General features: G+C 72.0%; 15 protein-coding genes. 8 read left to right on the top strand and 7 right to left on the bottom strand.

Annotated features, from left to right (window positions below; genetic code table 11):
• From CCN56_RS43250 to CCN56_RS17695, 6 genes are all read left to right on the top strand, one after another.
• Window positions 1-1,074 (top strand): NAD(P)/FAD-dependent oxidoreductase (locus tag CCN56_RS43250; RefSeq protein ID WP_179199881.1); only part of this gene is annotated, 1,074 nt, incomplete at its 5' end.
• Window positions 1,071-3,590 carry a nitrite reductase large subunit NirB gene (gene nirB / locus CCN56_RS17710; RefSeq protein ID WP_086827989.1) on the top strand — a complete coding sequence of 840 codons (2,520 nt, stop codon included), beginning with the start codon at window positions 1,071-1,073 and terminating at the stop codon, window positions 3,588-3,590. The genes CCN56_RS43250 and nirB, both read left to right, overlap by 4 nt.
• Window positions 3,587-3,937 (top strand): nitrite reductase small subunit NirD, encoded by a 351-nt coding sequence (gene nirD / locus CCN56_RS17705; protein WP_086827987.1) that lies wholly within the window; start codon window positions 3,587-3,589, stop codon window positions 3,935-3,937. Before nirB ends, nirD begins: the two co-directional genes overlap by 4 nt.
• 37 nt (window positions 3,938-3,974) lie before the next feature.
• Window positions 3,975-4,559 carry a TetR/AcrR family transcriptional regulator gene (locus CCN56_RS17700; RefSeq protein WP_064674725.1) on the top strand — a complete coding sequence of 195 codons (585 nt, stop codon included), beginning with the start codon at window positions 3,975-3,977 and terminating at the stop codon, window positions 4,557-4,559.
• A 115-nt stretch (window positions 4,560-4,674) separates the two neighbouring features.
• Window positions 4,675-4,830, top strand: a complete 156-nt coding sequence (locus CCN56_RS43245) for a hypothetical protein (RefSeq protein WP_179199879.1) — start codon at window positions 4,675-4,677, stop codon at window positions 4,828-4,830.
• A gap of 9 nt (window positions 4,831-4,839) precedes the next feature.
• A complete protein-coding gene (locus CCN56_RS17695) occupies window positions 4,840-5,604 on the top strand; it encodes an SDR family NAD(P)-dependent oxidoreductase (RefSeq protein WP_086827985.1) in 765 nt (254 codons plus the stop codon).
• 16 nt (window positions 5,605-5,620) lie between these two features.
• Here the strand turns inward: CCN56_RS17695 and CCN56_RS17690 are convergent, their stop codons facing one another.
• The 6 genes from CCN56_RS17690 to dusB all read right to left on the bottom strand — a co-directional run bounded on the left by CCN56_RS17690 (window position 5,621) and on the right by dusB (window position 12,630).
• Window positions 5,621-6,043: a VOC family protein gene (locus CCN56_RS17690; RefSeq protein WP_086827984.1), complete on the bottom strand. Its 423-nt coding sequence runs from the start codon at window positions 6,041-6,043 to the stop codon at window positions 5,621-5,623.
• 89 nt (window positions 6,044-6,132) lie between these two features.
• Window positions 6,133-6,582: a group III truncated hemoglobin gene (locus CCN56_RS17685; RefSeq protein ID WP_086827982.1), complete on the bottom strand. Its 450-nt coding sequence runs from the start codon at window positions 6,580-6,582 to the stop codon at window positions 6,133-6,135.
• Window positions 6,583-6,598: 16 nt separating this feature from the next.
• A complete protein-coding gene (locus CCN56_RS43240; RefSeq protein ID WP_179199878.1) occupies window positions 6,599-6,745 on the bottom strand; it encodes a hypothetical protein in 147 nt (48 codons plus the stop codon).
• 109 nt (window positions 6,746-6,854) lie between these two features.
• Window positions 6,855-7,892 (bottom strand): helix-turn-helix domain-containing protein, encoded by a 1,038-nt coding sequence (locus tag CCN56_RS17680; RefSeq protein ID WP_086827981.1) that lies wholly within the window; start codon window positions 7,890-7,892, stop codon window positions 6,855-6,857.
• A gap of 531 nt (window positions 7,893-8,423) precedes the next feature.
• Window positions 8,424-11,135: a pyruvate, phosphate dikinase gene (gene ppdK, locus CCN56_RS17675; RefSeq protein WP_086827993.1), complete on the bottom strand. Its 2,712-nt coding sequence runs from the start codon at window positions 11,133-11,135 to the stop codon at window positions 8,424-8,426.
• A gap of 358 nt (window positions 11,136-11,493) precedes the next feature.
• A complete protein-coding gene (gene dusB, locus CCN56_RS17670) occupies window positions 11,494-12,630 on the bottom strand; it encodes a tRNA dihydrouridine synthase DusB (RefSeq protein ID WP_086827979.1) in 1,137 nt (378 codons plus the stop codon).
• Between the two features lie 52 nt (window positions 12,631-12,682).
• Here dusB and CCN56_RS17665 point away from each other — a divergent pair, with 52 nt between their 5' ends.
• Window positions 12,683-14,149, top strand: coding sequence for an MFS transporter (locus CCN56_RS17665; protein WP_086827978.1), 1,467 nt, complete (start codon window positions 12,683-12,685; stop codon window positions 14,147-14,149).
• On the opposite strand, the gene CCN56_RS17660 is transcribed toward CCN56_RS17665, so the two are convergent.
• The gene (locus tag CCN56_RS17660; protein WP_086827976.1) at window positions 14,119-15,030 is read right to left on the bottom strand and encodes a helix-turn-helix domain-containing protein; all 912 of its coding nucleotides are present in this window, start codon (window positions 15,028-15,030) and stop codon (window positions 14,119-14,121) included. The two genes, CCN56_RS17665 and CCN56_RS17660, sit on opposite strands and share 31 nt — an antisense overlap.
• A gap of 101 nt (window positions 15,031-15,131) precedes the next feature.
• Between CCN56_RS17660 and CCN56_RS17655 the strand changes: the two genes are divergently transcribed.
• Entirely contained in the window at window positions 15,132-16,574 is a 1,443-nt protein-coding gene (locus CCN56_RS17655) for an MFS transporter (protein ID WP_086827974.1), read from the top strand.
• Window positions 16,575-16,617 lie beyond the last annotated feature (43 nt).

Here is a 16,617-nt window from a genome sequence, read left to right as displayed (position 1 = left end):
CTCGTACGCCCCGGGGTGCGGGCCGTCGTCATCGGCGGCGGGCTCCTCGGCGTCTCGGCCGCGCGGGCCCTCGCGGCGCTCGGCGCGGAGGTGGTCCTGGCGCAGCAGGGCGAACGCCTCATGGAACGCCAACTCGACGCCCAGGCCTCCGCCCTGCTGCGCTCGCACGTCGAGTCCCTCGGCGTCGAGGTGCACACCGAGTGCCGGGTGAGCGGGCTGCGGCAGCGGGACGGGGCGGTCACGGCGGTCGAACTCGCCGACGGTTACGTCCTCGACGCCCAGGTCGTGGTCCTGGCGTGCGGGGTCCGCCCCCGGGTGGCCCTGGCGAGGGAGGCGGGCCTGTCCGTCGCGACGGGCATCGTGGTCGACGACGAGCTCCGCACCTCGGACCCGCGCATCCACGCGATCGGCGACTGCGCGGAGCACGGGGGGCGCGTGTACGGCCTGGCGGGCCCGGCGCTGGAACAGGCGGACGTCCTGGCGGCGGTACTGCTGGCGGAGACGTCCACGCCACCCCGGGCCGACGCCTCCGCCGACCCCCGCCCGGGCACACGGGACGGCGCCCTCGGCGGCGCCCCCGCGCCCGCGCGCACACGGGACGGCGCCCTCGGCGGCGCCCCCGCCCCCTGCACCGACCCGCACCACGAGGACGCCGCGCATCCGGTGCGGGCCGAGGCCCGGGAGCCTCTGGCGCCGGCAAGGGCGCCGTCCGCCGTGCCCACCCGTTCCGCCCCGGCGGAACGATTGCCCACAACGGGGGCGGCGGAAGCGTCGGCTAGGTACACCGGCACCCGCGCCCTCACCCGGCTCACGCTCGGCGGGGCGCGGCCCCTCGATCTCGCCGCCTTCGGTGAGGTCACCGCCCGGCCGGGCGACGACGTCGTCCAGCTCGCCGACGCCACGCGCGCCGCCTACCGGAAGGTCGTCGTCCGCGGGGACCGGCTCGTCGGGGGCGTCCTCCTCGGCGACCTCGCCGCGGTCGGCGCGCTCGCAAGGGCCTGGGAGGGCGACGAGGCCCTGCCCGACGAGGCCCCCCTGCTCCACCTGCTCACCCACGACGGAGGCTCCTCATGACCACCCCCACCATCGTCCTGGTCGGCCACGGAATGGTCGGCCAGCGGTTCCTCGAGGCGCTCGCCGACCGTGGCGTCACCGAGCGGGCCAGGATCGTGGTGCTCTGCGAGGAGCCGCGCCCGGCCTACGACCGCGTCCAGCTGACCTCGTACTTCTCCGGGAAGACCCCGGACGACCTGTCGATGGTCGAGGACGGGTTCCTCGAAAAGCACGGCATCGAGCTGTACGTGAACGACCCGGCCGAGGCCGTCGACCGGGAGGCCCGGACGGTCACCGCCCGCTCCGGCCGGGTCTTCGCGTACGACACCCTCGTCCTCGCCACCGGCTCGTACCCCTTCGTGCCGCCCGTCCCCGGCAAGGACGCCGAGGGCTGTTTCGTCTACCGCACGATCGAGGACCTCCTCGCGATCGAGGAGTACGCGAGGACGGCGACGACCGGCGCGGTCGTCGGCGGCGGTCTGCTCGGCCTGGAGGCGGCGGGCGCGCTCAAGGGCCTCGGGCTCGACACGCACGTCGTGGAGTTCGCGCCGCGCCTGATGCCGGTGCAGGTCGACGAGGGCGGCGGTGCGGCCCTGCTGCGGACGATCGAGGGGATGGGTCTGACCGTCCACACGGGCACGGGCACGCAGGAGGTCGTGACCGGGGACGACGGCGCCGTGACGGGCATGAAGCTGTCGGACGGTTCCGAACTGGCCGCGGACATGGTCGTGTTCTCGGCGGGTGTGCGCCCCCGGGACCAGCTGGCCCGCGACTGCGGCCTCACCGTCGGCGAACGCGGCGGCATCGCCGTGGACGAGTTCTGCCGGACCTCCGACCCCACGGTCTTCGCGATCGGCGAGTGCGCGCTGGCCTCGGACGGCCGGGTGTACGGCCTGGTGGCGCCGGGCTACGAGATGGCGCAGACGGCGGCGGCGACGATCGCCGACGAAACGGTCGACGGTTTCACCGGCGCCGACATGTCGACGAAGCTGAAGCTGCTCGGTGTGGACGTGGCCTCCTTCGGCGACGCGCACGGCACGGCCGAGGGCTGCCTCGACGTCGTGTACTCCGACTCCCGCTCGGGCGTCTACAAGAAGCTGGTGATCTCCGGTGACGGGGTGCTGCTCGGCGGCGTCCTGGTCGGTGACGCCGAGCAGTACGGCCTGCTCCGCCCGCTCACCGGCACGGTCCCGCCGGTCTCCCCCGAGCAGCTGGTGCTCCCGGCGGGCGCGGGCGCCCCGGTCTCGCTCGGCCCGTCCGCGCTGCCGGACGACGCCGTCATCTGCTCCTGCCACAACGTGACGAAGCACGCGATCGGCCAGTGCACGAGCCTGCCCGAGGTGAAGCGGTGTACCAAGGCCGGTACGGGCTGCGGCAGTTGCGTGAAGGTGATCGAGAAGCTGCTGCCGGCCGCCACGGACAAGGGGCTGTGCGGCTGCTTCTCGTACACCCGGAGCGAGCTGTACGAGATCGCCCGCACCCTGCGCCTGACCTCCTTCGCGGCGCTGCTCGACTCGCACGGGCGCGAGGAGGCGCGGGGCGGTGAGGGCTGCGAGGTCTGCAAGCCGACCGTCGGATCCATCCTCGCGAGCCTCAACAACGGCTACATCCTGGACGGTGAGCAGGCCTCCCTCCAGGACACCAACGACCACTTCCTCGCCAACATGCAGCGCAACGGCTCCTATTCGGTGGTGCCGCGCATCCCCGGCGGCGAGATCACCCCGGACAAGCTGATCGTGATCGGCGAGGTGGCCCGAGACTTCGGGCTCTACACGAAGATCACCGGCGGTCAGCGGATCGACCTCTTCGGCGCCCGGGTGGACCAACTTCCCTCGATCTGGACCAGGTTGGTCGACGCGGGCTTCGAGTCGGGGCACGCGTACGGCAAGGCGCTGCGCACGGTGAAGTCCTGCGTCGGGCAGACCTGGTGCCGCTACGGCGTCCAGGACTCGGTGAAGATGGCGATCCGTCTTGAGCTGCGCTACCGGGGCCTGCGCGCCCCGCACAAGCTGAAGTCGGCGGTCTCGGGCTGCGCCCGCGAGTGCGCCGAGGCGCAGTCGAAGGACTTCGGGATCATCGCGACGGCGAACGGCTGGAACCTGTACGTCGGCGGGAACGGCGGCGCGACCCCGCGCCACGCGGACCTCCTCGCCCAGGACCTCTCGGACGCCGAACTGGTACGGCTCATCGACCGGTTCCTGATGTTCTACATCCGGACGGCGGACCGTCTTGAGCGGACGTCGACCTGGCTGGAGCGTCTGGAGGGCGGGCTCGACCACCTCAAGGACGTGGTGGTGCACGACTCGCTCGGGCTCTGCGACGAGCTGGAGGCGCTGATGGCCGCGCACGTCGCCGGCTACCGCGACGAGTGGGCCGAGACCCTGGACGACCCGGAGCGGCTGCGGCGCTTCGTGTCCTTCGTGAACGCGCCCGGGGCGCCGGACCCGTCGGTCCGGTTCGTGCCGGAGCGCGACCAGATCAAGCCGGACCTCACGATTCTCACGATCGGAAACCTGGAAGGGGCCACCTCCCGATGACGACGACTCTCGAACCGGCGGCGACTCTCGAACTCGCCCTCTCCCCCGACTCCTGGATGGCCGTCTGCGAGGAGACCCGGCTGACCCCCGGCCGCGGCGTGGCGGCGCTCCTTCCGGACGGCCGGCAGGCGGCGCTCTTCCGGGACCGCTCGGGCCGGACGTACGCGATCGACAACCGCGATCCGTTCACGGGGGCGCAGGTGCTGTCCCGGGGGCTCGTCGGCTCGGCGGGCGGGCGGCCGTTCGTGGCCTCGCCGCTCCTGAAGCAGCGCTTCGACCTGGAGACGGGCCGGTGCCTGGACGACGACGAGGTCGCGGTGGCGGTCTATCCGGTACGCACGAAGTAACTTGACCGATCGTTCCAGACAGCCGTACGGTCATCTCGTGGCCAGGACCAAGGAGTTCGATCCGGAGGCCGCGCTCCAGGCAGCGCTCGAACTGTTCTGGGCGCGCGGCTACGAGGCGACGACGATGTCGGACCTCGTGGAGCACCTCGGCATCGGCCGCGCCAGCATCTACGCGACCTTCGGCAACAAGCACGAGCTGTACCTGAAGGCGATGGACCGCTACCTGGAGACCCGCGACCCGCGGATCGTCGAGGAGCTGTCCGCGCCGGGCCCGGCGCTGCCGGCCGTGCGGGCGCTCGTCCGCCGCTTCGCCACCGAGGCGGCGGCGGACGGGGAGCGCCTGAACGGCTGCTTCGTCACCAACTCGGCGGCGGAGCTCGGCCCGCACGACACGGTGGTCGCCCGCCGGGTCGAGCTGAGCTGGGAGCAGGTCGAGACGCTCCTGCACGGGGCGCTCGCCCGGGCCCGCGCCGGGGGCGAGCTCCCGGCCGACCGGGACCCGCGGGCGCTCGCCCGGATGCTCCTCGTCCTGCTCCAGGGGATCCGGGTGGTCGGCAAGGTGTCGAGCGACCCGGGCCGGGTGACGGACGCGGCGGAGCAGGCGCTGGGGCTGCTGGACTGAGGAATGGGCGCCCACGGGGGCGCCCTTTCTTCGGGTCTCATTCTGGAACGTACGGTCAAGTTCAGGGGGCAGGGATGGCACGAAGACGACGGCACGGTCACGACGACCCCGGGCCGTGGACTCCCGGCACGGCTTCCTCCTCCTCGGGGCCGTGCAGATGACGCTCGTCTTCACGCTCGCCTCGCTCGCCGTGCCGCTCCCCCTCGGCGGGGACGCGGTGTCACCGGCGGTCGCGGCCGTCCTGTCCACCGTCCTCTCCCGCACCCGATAAGGAGCTCCCATGTCCGCACGTTTCACCGACCGCACCGTCCTCGTCACCGGCGCCGGTTCCGGTCTCGGCCGGGCCGTCGCGCTCGCCTTCGCCGCCGAGGGCGCGAAGGTCGTCGTCGCCGGCCGTACGGCGGAGTCCCTCGACGGGACGGTCGCCCTGATCGAGGCCGCCGGGGGCACGGCCGCCGCGGTGACCGCCGACGTGGCGAGCGCCGGGTCCACCCGGGAGCTGGTCCGGCGCACGGTCGAGCTGTTCGGCGGCCTGGACGTCGCCGTGAACAACGCGGGGGTCTTCCGGGGCGGCGGCCACAGCGCCGCCGACCTCCCCCTCGACGACTGGCGGACGCTGCTCGACATCAACGTCACGGGCGTCCTGCACGCGCTCCAGGCAGAGGTCGCGCACATGCGGGCGAACGGCGGCGGGGCCATCGTGAACATCGCGTCCAACCTGGGCCCGCACGTCCGGATCCCCGGGGTCTTCGGCTACCAGGTCTCCAAGGCGGCGGTCTCGGCGATGACCCGGGCGGCGGCCCTGGACCACATCGGCGACGGGATCCGGATCAACGCGGTCAGCCCCGGCGCGGCGGAGTCCACGATGTCGCTGCGGCCCGGCGAGACGGAGGCCGAGCGGGAGGTCCGGATGAAGGAGCAGTCGCCCCTCGGCCGCATCTCGTCGGCGGCGGAGGTGGCGGCGGCGGTGCTGTACCTCGCGTCGGACGACGCGGGCTCCGCCGTCGGTACGGACCTCGTGATCGACGGCGGAGTCTCGGCCTGATCCCGCAGGACGGGGCTCAGCCCTGACCGCCCTCGACGGCCGCCGGGTCCATCCAGAAGACCTCCCAGTGGTGGCCGTCCAGGTCGGTGAAGGAGCGGCCGTACATGAAGCCCATCTCCAGCGGCTCCTTCGCCGGACCGCCGCCGGCGGCGAGGGCGGCGTCGGCGAGCCGGTCGCACTCCTCCCGGCTCTCGGCGCTCAGCGTCACCAGGACCTCCGTGGTCTTGGTCGCGTCGGAGACCTCCTTGCCGGGGGCCATGAAGGACTTGAACTTGGGCTCTTCGAGGAGCATCGCGAAGATCGTGTCGCTGATGACGACACAGGCGGTGGTCTCGTCGCTGAACTGCGGGTTCGAGGAGTAGCCGAGCTTCTCGAAGAAGGCCTTGCTGGCGTCGACATCCTTCACGGGCAGATTCACGAAGATCATCTGCGGGGCCATGGCGCTCTCGTCTCTCTCGTTCGGTGCTGTCGAGAGGTAAGACGGGCCCGCCCCTCGGAACTCATCGCTCTCCCGAGGATTCTTTTCGCTCAGGCGACCGAGCGCAGTCGGATCGCCGCCAGCGGGACGAACCCGCCGCCCGTGCCCTCGGTGGCCGCCGCGGGCCCGGCGAGCCGGCGCAGCAGGGCGAGCGCGACCCGCTCGCCCTGCTCCTTGGCCCGCTCGGCCCGCGGCCCCCGGTGGAGCCCGTCCACGCTCGCGCGCCAGAGCTGCACCCAGCGGCCGAAGTGGGCGGCGGTGAGCGGCCGGGCGGCATGGAGGGCGGCGTGCGGGGCGAAGGCGTCCCGCCCGTAGTCGGCGGTACGGAAGAGGGCGCGCTCCCAGAAGTCGGCGATGCGCGGCAGGTGGGCCTCCAGGTCGGTCCCGGCGATCTCGGTGAAGAAGGGCCCGATCAGCGGGTCGGCGAAGGCTGCGCCGTAGAAGCGCCGCAGCAGCACGTCGAGGTCGTGACGGTCACTGATGTCCCGGGTGGCACGCATGTCCCCAGTGTGCCCGTCATCGGACCGTCCACCGGCTGAGCGTCTCGTTCTTCTCGTCGTACGTGAGCCGGCTGCCGTCCCCGAGGGGGCGGACGAGGCCGTCGACGGGGTCGCGCCCACCGGGCAGCCGTACGGAACCGAGCAGGCGTGCGTGAATCGACATGCCGGGAACCCAGCGCCCCGCACCGACAGCGAGCCCGCCCGGTCCGGCCCGGCCCCAGCCCGGCCCAGCGCGGACCGGTCCGGCCCGGTCCGGCCCGGTCCGCGCGTGACTACGAGCCGACCGACCCGCCGTTCCCCGCATATCTACCCGTGTAGCACCGCAGGTCCATCTGCCGTTGTGCGCCGCCGAGCAGGGCGGCGCCCAGCGGCGTCAGGGTGTGCAGGACGGCGTTGCCGTGGCGGAGGGTCGCGATGAGTCCGGCCTCGCGCAGCACGCCCGCGTGCTGGCTGGCCGAGGCCAGTGACACCCCGGCCCTGCGGGCCAGTTCGCTGGTCGTGCCGCCGTCCCCGATGGCGTGCAGGACGGCCGAGCGGGTCTGGCCGACCAGCTTGGCGAGCGAGGAGCCTCCCGGCGCGCGGACGGTCGGCGCCTCGCCGTGCGTGACGGGGTAGACGAGGACCGGCGGCAGCGCGGGGTCGCGCAGCACCACCGGGGTCCCCCGGCAGAAGAACGAGGGCTGGAGCAGCAGTCCACGGCCGTCGAGGTGGACGTCCCGGTCGACCGGGTAGTCCGCCTCCAGGACGGGTGCGCGCCAGCGCAGCATCGGCGGCAGCGAGGCGAGCAGTTCCTCGGCGCCGCCGTCCAGGAGGGCCCGGCCGCGGCGGGCCCGGTCGGCCTCGACGCGGGCCCGGATGTGCGGCCAGTACGGTTCGATGGCGGCCCGGTGGTAGCTGCGCAGGGCCCCCACGAGCCGGTCGAAGGGCTCCGCGCCGCCGTCGGCGAGGGCACGCAGCGAGTGCGGCACGGTCCGGCCGCCGGAGCGGTCGGCGGCGAGCAGCGAGAGCTCGTCGCGCAGTCGGCCGGGTTCGGTGGCGCGGATGGCCTGGAGGCCCTCGTCGAGGCCGTGGACGCCCTCGGCGGGCGTCAGGAAGTCGGGAAAATAGCCGCGGCTGGGGACGAGGGCGGCGAGGAGGCGGGTCTCACCGCCGAGCCGCATCCGGGCGCCCGCGCGCCATTCTCCGTAGACGACGGGGCCGCGCCGGTCCCTTAAACGGTGAAAGCTCAGAATCGTTTCCCACAGAACGTCCGGCCGGGCGGCCGTCCGCACCCCCGCCAAATCGTTCCCGGTGAAATGAATCCGCAGCATGCTGGTCCCCACCTGTGCACTCGCAACCACCCCCGACGACGAGTATGCACAGCATCACTGCACGTTACCAGGGTGTTTCAGCCACAGTTGAAAGGCATCGCGGCAATCGGGGCGGAACCGAAAAGCTGTACGGGTCGGGCAGGAAACCTTCAGGACCGAGGTGACGTGGTGAAGACCGTGGGGGGCTTTGCCCGTCCGGCGGCGGTCGGCGAGGTTGCGGCTCACCTGCCCGACATCGGTAAAGGGTGCGGCCCCCGGGTGGGGATCCGGGGGTCGCGCCCGCCCCGTTCTTTGCGCTGAGGAATGGAAGCCGTTCAATGTCCAATAATTCAATCGGCCGCAATTGAACATTGACTCACATCAGCTCGACAAACAAACGAACAAACAACGGGACGGACACCTCCGCACAAAAGGTGTCCGTCCCGTCATCTTTGTGAATCCGGGGCCGCCGCCCGTCGGTGAGGGTCAAGAGGTGACCGACGGCGGCCCCGGTGGCTCTGCGCCCGCTGCTGAACCGGGGTTCAGCAGGGCTCAGCGGCTGTCGCTGCCCTTCGCACCGGACGCCGCGCGGCCCGCCTCCAGGCGCGCCACCGGGATCCGGAAGGGCGAGCAGGAGACGTAGTCGAGGCCGACCTCGTGGAAGAAGTGCACCGACTCCGGGTCGCCGCCGTGCTCGCCGCAGACGCCGAGCTTGATGTCGGGGCGGGTGGCCCGGCCGGCCTGGACGGCGCTGCGCACGAGCGCGCCGACGCCGTCCTTGTCGATGGTCTCGAAGGGGCTGACGCCGAAGATGCCCTTCTCCAGGTACGCGGTGAAGAACGAGGCCTCCACGTCGTCGCGGGAGAAGCCCCAGACCGTCTGGGTCAGGTCGTTGGTGCCGAAGGAGAAGAACTCCGCGGCCTCGGCGATCTGACCGGCGGTCACGGCGGCGCGCGGCAGCTCGATCATGGTGCCGAGCGCGAGCTTCAGCTCGACGCCGGTCTGCGCCTGGACCTCGGCGATGACCTGCTCGGCCTCCTCGCGGACGATCTCCAGCTCCTGGACGGTGCCGACGAGCGGGATCATGATCTCGGCGCGCGGGTCGCCCTTGGCGTCGATGCGGTGGGCCGCGGCCTCGGCGATCGCCCGGACCTGCATGGTGAACAGGCCGGGGATGACCAGGCCGAGACGGACGCCGCGCAGACCCAGCATCGGGTTCTGCTCGTGCAGCCGGTGCACGGCCTGGAGCAGGCGCAGGTCGTTCTCGTGCGGCTCCTTGCGGGACTCGGCGAGGGCGACGCGCACCGACAGTTCGGTGATGTCGGGCAGGAACTCGTGCAGCGGCGGGTCGAGCAGGCGGACCGTGACGGGCAGCCCGTCCATGGCCTCGAAGAGCTCGATGAAGTCCTGCTTCTGCAGCGGGAGCAGCGCCTTCAGGGACTCCTCGCGCTCGGCGTCCGTGTCGGCCAGGATGAGGCGCTCGACGTACTGGCGGCGCTCGCCGAGGAACATGTGCTCGGTGCGGCACAGGCCGATGCCCTGGGCGCCGAAGCGGCGGGCGCGGGAGGCGTCCTCGGCGTTGTCGGCGTTGGCGCGGACGCGGAGGCGGCGGACGCGGTCGGCGTAGGCCATGATCCGGTGGACGGCCTGGACCAGCTCGTCGGCGTCGTCGGCGCCGGCGTGCATGCGGCCCTCGAAGTACTCGACGACCGGGGACGGTACGACGGGTACCTCACCGAGGTAGACCTTGCCGGTGGAGCCGTCGATGGAGACGACGTCGCCCTCCTCGACGACCTGGCCGTCGGCCGTGGTCATCCGGCGGCGCTTGGTGTCGACCTCCAGCTCCTCGGCGCCGCAGACACAGGTCTTGCCCATGCCGCGGGCGACGACGGCGGCGTGCGAGGTCTTGCCGCCGCGGGAGGTGAGGATGCCCTCGGCGGCGATCATGCCGTCCAGGTCGTCCGGGTTGGTCTCGCGGCGGATCAGGATGACCTTCTCGCCGGAGCGGGACCACTTGACGGCCGTGTACGAGTCGAAGACGGCCTTGCCGACGGCGGCGCCCGGGGAGGCGGCGATGCCGCGGCCGATCTGCTCGACCTTGGCGTTCTCGTCGAACTTGGGGAACATCAGCTGGGCGAGCTGGGCGCCGGTGACGCGCTGGAGCGCCTCGGCCTCGTCGATCAGGCCCTGGTCCACGAGCTGCGTGGCGATGCGGAAGGCGGCACCGGCGGTGCGCTTGCCGACGCGGGTCTGGAGCATCCAGAGCTGGCCGCGCTCGATGGTGAACTCGATGTCGCAGAGGTCCTTGTAGTGGGTCTCAAGGGTCTCCATGATGTGCATGAGCTGGTCGTACGACTTCTTGTCGATCGACTCGAGGTCGGCCAGCGGCACGGTGTTGCGGATGCCGGCGACGACGTCCTCGCCCTGCGCGTTCTGCAGGTAGTCGCCGTAGACGCCCTGGTGGCCGGAGGCGGGGTCGCGGGTGAAGGCGACGCCGGTGCCGGAGTCGGGGCCGAGGTTGCCGAAGACCATCGAGCAGACGTTGACGGCGGTGCCGAGGTCGCCCGGGATGCGCTCCTGGCGGCGGTACAGCTTGGCGCGGTCCGTGTTCCAGGAGTTGAAGACGGCCTCGATGGCGAGGTCCATCTGCTCGCGCGGGTCCTGCGGGAAGTCGCGGCCGGTCTGGGCCTTCACGATCTTCTTGAAGTGCTTGACGACCTTCTTGAGGTCGGCGGCGTCCAGGTCGGTGTCGCTGGCGACCTTCTTCGCGGCCTTGGCCTCGTCGAGGGCCTCCTCGAAGAGCTCGCCGTCGACGCCGAGGACGGTCTTGCCGAACATCTGGATCAGGCGGCGGTACGAGTCCCACGCGAAGCGCTCGTTGTCGGCCTGGCGGGCGAGGCCGGCCACCGACTCGTCGGAGAGGCCGATGTTGAGGACGGTGTCCATCATGCCCGGCATGGAGAACTTGGCGCCCGAGCGGACGGAGACGAGAAGCGGGTTGTCGGCCTGGCCGAGCTTCTTGCCCATCTGCTGCTCGAGGGCGTCGAGGTGCGCGGTGACCTCGTCGCGGAGCTCGACCGGCTCCGAGCCGCTCTCGAGGTAGACCTTGCACGCCTCGGTGGTGATCGTGAAGCCCGGAGGCACCGGAAGGCCGAGGTTGGTCATCTCGGCGAGGTTGGCGCCCTTGCCACCGAGCAGGTCCTTCAGGTCCCTGTTGCCCTCGGTGAAGTCGTAGACGAACTTCTGATCATTGTTTTCCGACACGGGTCCCGACTCCTCGATGACTCGGTTGGCTGCCCTGACGGCGAGGAACATACCCAGATCGAAGGCTTCTGGGGAGGTACGCCTGCCGGTCACTCGGTCTTAACCACCCATCCGCCAGCACTTCGAAAGTTACCGAGGCGAACATTCCGGTTTCAGACCCCGAAGACCAGTTGACCAAAATCAGGGACTAGACGCTCATCTGAGCGCATTAACACCTCACTTGCGTTCAATTCTTGAACACAAAAGGGGTGGCACTCAGTGCCACCCCTTCAGTCCTTGCATCCACGCGTAACCTGCTCATCTGAGCACCACCCCCCTCAGGGGTGGCGAGGATCACTCCTCCGGAAGGGGCGGAATCTCATCCTCCGGACGTGTCCAGCTCGGCCTCCTCGCTCACTCCGGCGCAGTCGTAGGGGTCCTTCAACCAGCCGTCCGGCAGGACAACCCGGTTGTTTCCGGACGTACGGCCCCGAGGACCGTCCGCACCCACCGGCCACGGCTGGTCCAGGTCGAGCTCGCTCAACTGAGCGCGCAGCTCGTCCAGAGAAGAGGTGATCGCGAGCTTCTTGCGCATCTCGGAGCCGACCGCGAAGCCCTTCAGGTACCAGGCCACGTGCTTGCGGAAGTCGATGACACCGCGTGCCTCGTCGCCGAGCCACTCGCCGAGCAGCCGCGCGTGCCGCACCATCGCGTCCGCGACCTCCCGCAGACCCGGCTGGGCGTACTCCCCCGTGCCCTCGAAGCCCGCCACGAGGTCCCCGAAGAGCCACGGGCGGCCCAGGCAGCCGCGGCCCACGACGACGCCGTCGCAGCCCGTCTCCCGCATCATCCGCAGCGCGTCGTCCGCCGACCAGATGTCGCCGTTGCCGAGCACCGGGATCTCCGGCACGTGCTCCTTGAGCCGCGCGATCGCGTCCCAGTCGGCCGTGCCGCCGTAGTGCTGGGCCGCCGTCCGGCCGTGCAGGGCGATCGCCGTGACGCCCTCCTCGACCGCGATCCGGCCCGCGTCCAGGTACGTGATGTGGTCGTCGTCGATGCCCTTGCGCATCTTCATCGTGACCGGCAGGTCGCCCGCGTTGGACACGGCCTCGTTCAGGATCGCCCGCAGCAGCGGCCGCTTGTAGGGCAGGGCCGAGCCGCCGCCCTTCCGGGTCACCTTGGGCACCGGGCAGCCGAAGTTCAGGTCGATGTGGTCGGCGAGGTCCTCGTCGACGATCATCCGCACGGCCTTGCCGACCGTCACCGGATCCACGCCGTACAGCTGGATCGAGCGCGGCTTCTCCGTCTCGTCGAAGCGGATGAGCTGCATCGTCTTCTCGTTGCGCTCGACCAGGGCGCGCGTCGTGATCATCTCGCTCACGAACAGCCCCTTGCCACCGCTGAACTCACGGCAGAGGGTACGGAAGGGGGCGTTGGTGATGCCGGCCATGGGGGCGAGCACCACCGGCGGCTGCACGATGTGCGGCCCGATGGCGAGAGGGGTGAACGCGGTCATTCGGCCATTGTCCCGCACTGCGGGGTTTCTTAGACAGCCATACGATCCGCACATGCCCGAGCTCACACGCGGTCGCCGCCTCGTCGTCCTCGCGATCTGCTGCATGAGCCTGCTGATCGTCAGCCTGGACAACACCGCGCTCAACGTCGCCCTGCCCGCCATGCGCCGCGACCTGGGCGCCTCCGTCGCCGGCATGCAGTGGGTCATCGACGCCTACACGCTGGTCCTCGCCTCCCTGCTGATGCTCGCCGGCTCCACCGCCGACCGGATCGGCCGCCGCAAGGTCTTCGTCACCGGCCTGGCCGTCTTCGCCCTCGGCTCGCTGCTCTGCTCCCTCGCGCCGAACCTGGAGGCCCTGATCGCCTTCCGGGCGGTCCAGGCCGTGGGCGGCTCCATGCTGAACCCGGTCGCCATGTCGATCATCACCAACACCTTCACGGAACCGGCCGCACGCGCGCGTGCCATCGGCGTCTGGGGCGGGGTCGTCGGCGTCTCCATGGCCGCCGGGCCGATCGTGGGCGGTGTGCTCGTCCAGTCGGTCGACTGGCGGGCGATCTTCTGGGTGAACCTGCCGGTCGCCCTCGTCGCCCTCCTCCTCACCCTGCGGTACGTCCCCGAGTCCCGCGCGCCCCGCCCCCGGCGCCCCGACCCGGTCGGGCAGGTCCTGGTGACGGTGCTCCTCGGCTGCCTCACGTACGCAATCATCGAGACCGACCCGCTCTTCGCCGGGATCGCGGCCGTCGCGCTCGCCGGGCTGCTGTTCTACGAGCCCCGCCGCCGCGAGCCCCTCATCGACCTGCGGTTCTTCCGCAGCGCGCCGTTCAGCGGGGCCACCGTCATCGCGGTCTGCGCCTTCGCCTCGCTCGGCGGCTTCCTCTTCCTGAACACCCTGTACCTCCAGGACGTGCGCGGCCTCTCCCCGCTGGCCGCCGGGTTCTGGATGCTGCCCATGGCCGGCATGACCTTCGTCTTCGCCCCGCTGTCGGGGCGGCTCACGGCGACACGCGGGCCGCGCCTCTCGCTGCTGCTCGCGGGGACGGCGATGGCGGCCGGACCGCTGCTCTTCGCGGCCTTCGAGGCCGAGACGAGCGATCCGCTGCTCCTCACCGGGTACGTGGTCTTCGGCATCGGCTTCGGCCTGGTGAACGCCCCGATCACGAACACCGCCGTCTCCGGGATGCCCCGCGCGCAGGCCGGTGTGGCGGCGGCGGTGGCCTCGACGAGCCGCCAGGTCGGGCAGACCCTCGGCGTCGCGGTGATCGGCGCGGTCCTGGCGGCGGGACTCGGCGCGACGCCGCAGGCGGACGCCTTCGTGGCGGCGGCCCGCCCCGGCTACTGGATCATCACGGGCTGCGGGCTGGCCGTCCTGGCGGTCGGCGCGCTGACCAGCGGGCCGTGGGCGCGGCGCACGGCGGAGCGGACGGCGCGGTGTCTGGCGCCGGAGGAGGCCGCGGCGGGCGGCACGGAGGGCTCGCCGGAGGGCGGACCTCAGGCGATGGCCAAGACGCCCTCGGCCTGATCCTGCTCCCGGACCACCAGGTCGAGGAGCCGGGCGACGCCGGCCTGGGTGGCGTCGTCCACGGGGACGTACGTGACGAGGTGCGTCCCGGCGTTCGGGCCGAGCCACAGGTTGGTGTGCTCGAAGCTGAGCAGCCCCACGCGCGCGTTGCGGATGATCTTCACGCGGCCGCCGGGGGCGACCACCTCGTGCCGCGCCCACAGCTCCCGGAACTCGGGCGAGGCTTCTTCGAGACGCCGTACGAGCTCCTTCCAGGCGGGCTCGGCCAGGTGCTCGGCCATGGCGGCGCGGAGCTTCCCCGCCAGCATGCGCGTGACCTCGGGCAGGTCGGTGACCGAGGCCCGGAAGTCCTCGTTCGTGAAGGCCAGCCAGAGGGAGTTGCGGTCCTCGCGGGGCAGCGCGTCCAGGTCGCAGAAGAGCTTCCCGAAGGTGCGGTTGTGGGCGAGGAAGTCGTACCGGCTGTTCTGGACCGCGGCGGGCACGGGCTCCAGCTGGTCGAGCAGCCGGCGCAGGGTGGGCGTGACGGCGGAGCAGGGCGCCTCGGGGTGCGGGTCGGCGGCCCCGGCGAGGGCGAAGAGGTGGCTGCGCTCGGTCGGGTCGAGGAGCAGGGCCCCGGCGAGGGCGTCCAGGACCTGCGGGGAGACCTGGATGTCGCGGGCCTGTTCGAGCCAGGTGTACCAGGTGACGCCGACGGCGGAGAGGTGCGCGACCTCCTCGCGGCGCAGTCCGGGGGTGCGGCGGCGCCGGCCCCGGGGCAGGCCGACCTGCTCGGGGGTGATGCGCTCGCGCCGGCTGCGGAGGAAGGCGGCCAGCTCATGGCGCCGTACGTCGGTCTCGCTCGCGGTGTCGCTCGCGGGTGCTCTCATCGCCATGACGGTCATGCCTCCAGGGTGCCGGGGTGGTCAGCCGGTTTCCAGGTAGTGCCTGTACCAGGATAAAGACACTCTGGTACCAGGCTGAGCGGAGGCGGAGGCTCGGTCACGTGACTACGACCTCCCCTTCCGTCCGTACCGCGGCCCCGTCCGGCCGCCGGGCGCCGGCCCCGGCGCTCGGCACCCTCGGCCTGTTCACCGTGCTGCTCGGCGCCGCGCTCCCCCTCATCGACTTCTTCATCGTCAACGTCGCCCTGCCGTCCATCGACCACGACCTGGCGGCGGGACCGGCGCTCCTGGAGCTGGTGGTCGCCGGGTACGGCCTGTCGTACGCGGTGCTGCTCGTCCTCGGCGGACGGCTCGGCGACCTCTTCGGCCGCCGCCGGCTCTTCCTCGCCGGCATGGCCGCCTTCGGCCTCACCTCGCTCGCCTGCGGGCTCGCCCCGGACGCCTGGACCCTCGTCGCGGCGCGGGTGGCGCAGGGCGCGGCGGCGGCGCTGATGCTGCCGCAGGTCCTCGCGACCATCCACTCCTCGACGGAGGGCCCGCGCCGGGCGAGGGCGCTCAGCCTGTACGGGGCGACCGCCGGTCTCTCGATGGCGGCCGGCCAGATCCTGGGCGGGGTGCTCGTGACCGCCGACATCGCGGGCTCCGGCTGGCGCGCGGTGTTCCTGGTGAACGTGCCGGTGGCGGTGGCGGGCCTGGCCCTCGCCCTCCGTACCGTGCCGGAGACCCGCTCGGACCGCCCGGCGCCGGTGGACGTGCCGGGCACGCTGCTCCTGGCGCTGGCGCTGCTCTCCCTGCTCGCGCCGCTGACGGAGGGCCGGGCGGCGGGCTGGCCGCTGTGGACCTGGGTGTCGCTCGCGGTGTTCCCGTTCGCGGCGGGGGCCTTCTGGTGGGTGGAGCGGCGTGCGGACCGCCGGGGCGCCGTCCCGCTGGTCCCGCCGAGCCTGCTCGCCCTGGTCCCGCTGCGGCGCGGACTCCCGGTGGTCCTCGCGCTCTCGCTGGGCTTCTCCGGCTTCATGTTCGTGATCGCGGTGGCGCTCCAGCAGGGTCTGGAGATGGGCGCGGTGGCCTCGGGCCTGGCGCTCGTGCCGATGGCGCTCGCGTTCTTCGGGGCCTCGCTGGCGGGGCCGCGGCTGGTCCGGCGCTGGGGCACCCGGATCGTGCCGGTGGGTGCCGTGCTCCAGGGACTCGGCGTCGCCGCCCTCGCGTGGTCGGTGGGGCACGACTGGCAGGGGCTCTCGGTCTGGGACCTGGTGCCGGGCATGGCGGTGGCGGGTCTCGGCCAGGGGCTCCAGCTGCCGGTGCTGTTCCGGGTGGTGCTCTCCGAGGTGCCGTCGGAGCGGGCGGGCGTGGGCAGCGGGGTGATGGTGACGACACAGCAGTCGGCGCTGACGCTGGGCGTGGCGACGCTCGGTTCGCTCTTCCTCTCGCTGGCCTCCTCGCCGGCGGAGATGGGGACGGCGTTGCGGACGACGCTGCTCGTCCAGCTGGGTGTGGTGGCGGCAGCGCTGCTGCTGAGCCTGCGCCTCCCCCGCACGGTGAAGTGACCCGCCCAATCGAAGATGGACTGACAGATATTGAAATCTGTCA

Origin of the sequence: Streptomyces sp. NRRL B-24572 (assembly GCF_002156145.1) — a bacterium.
GTDB lineage: Bacteria > Actinomycetota > Actinomycetes > Streptomycetales > Streptomycetaceae > Streptomyces > Streptomyces vietnamensis.
This window is presented reverse-complemented; position numbering and strand designations above follow the sequence as displayed.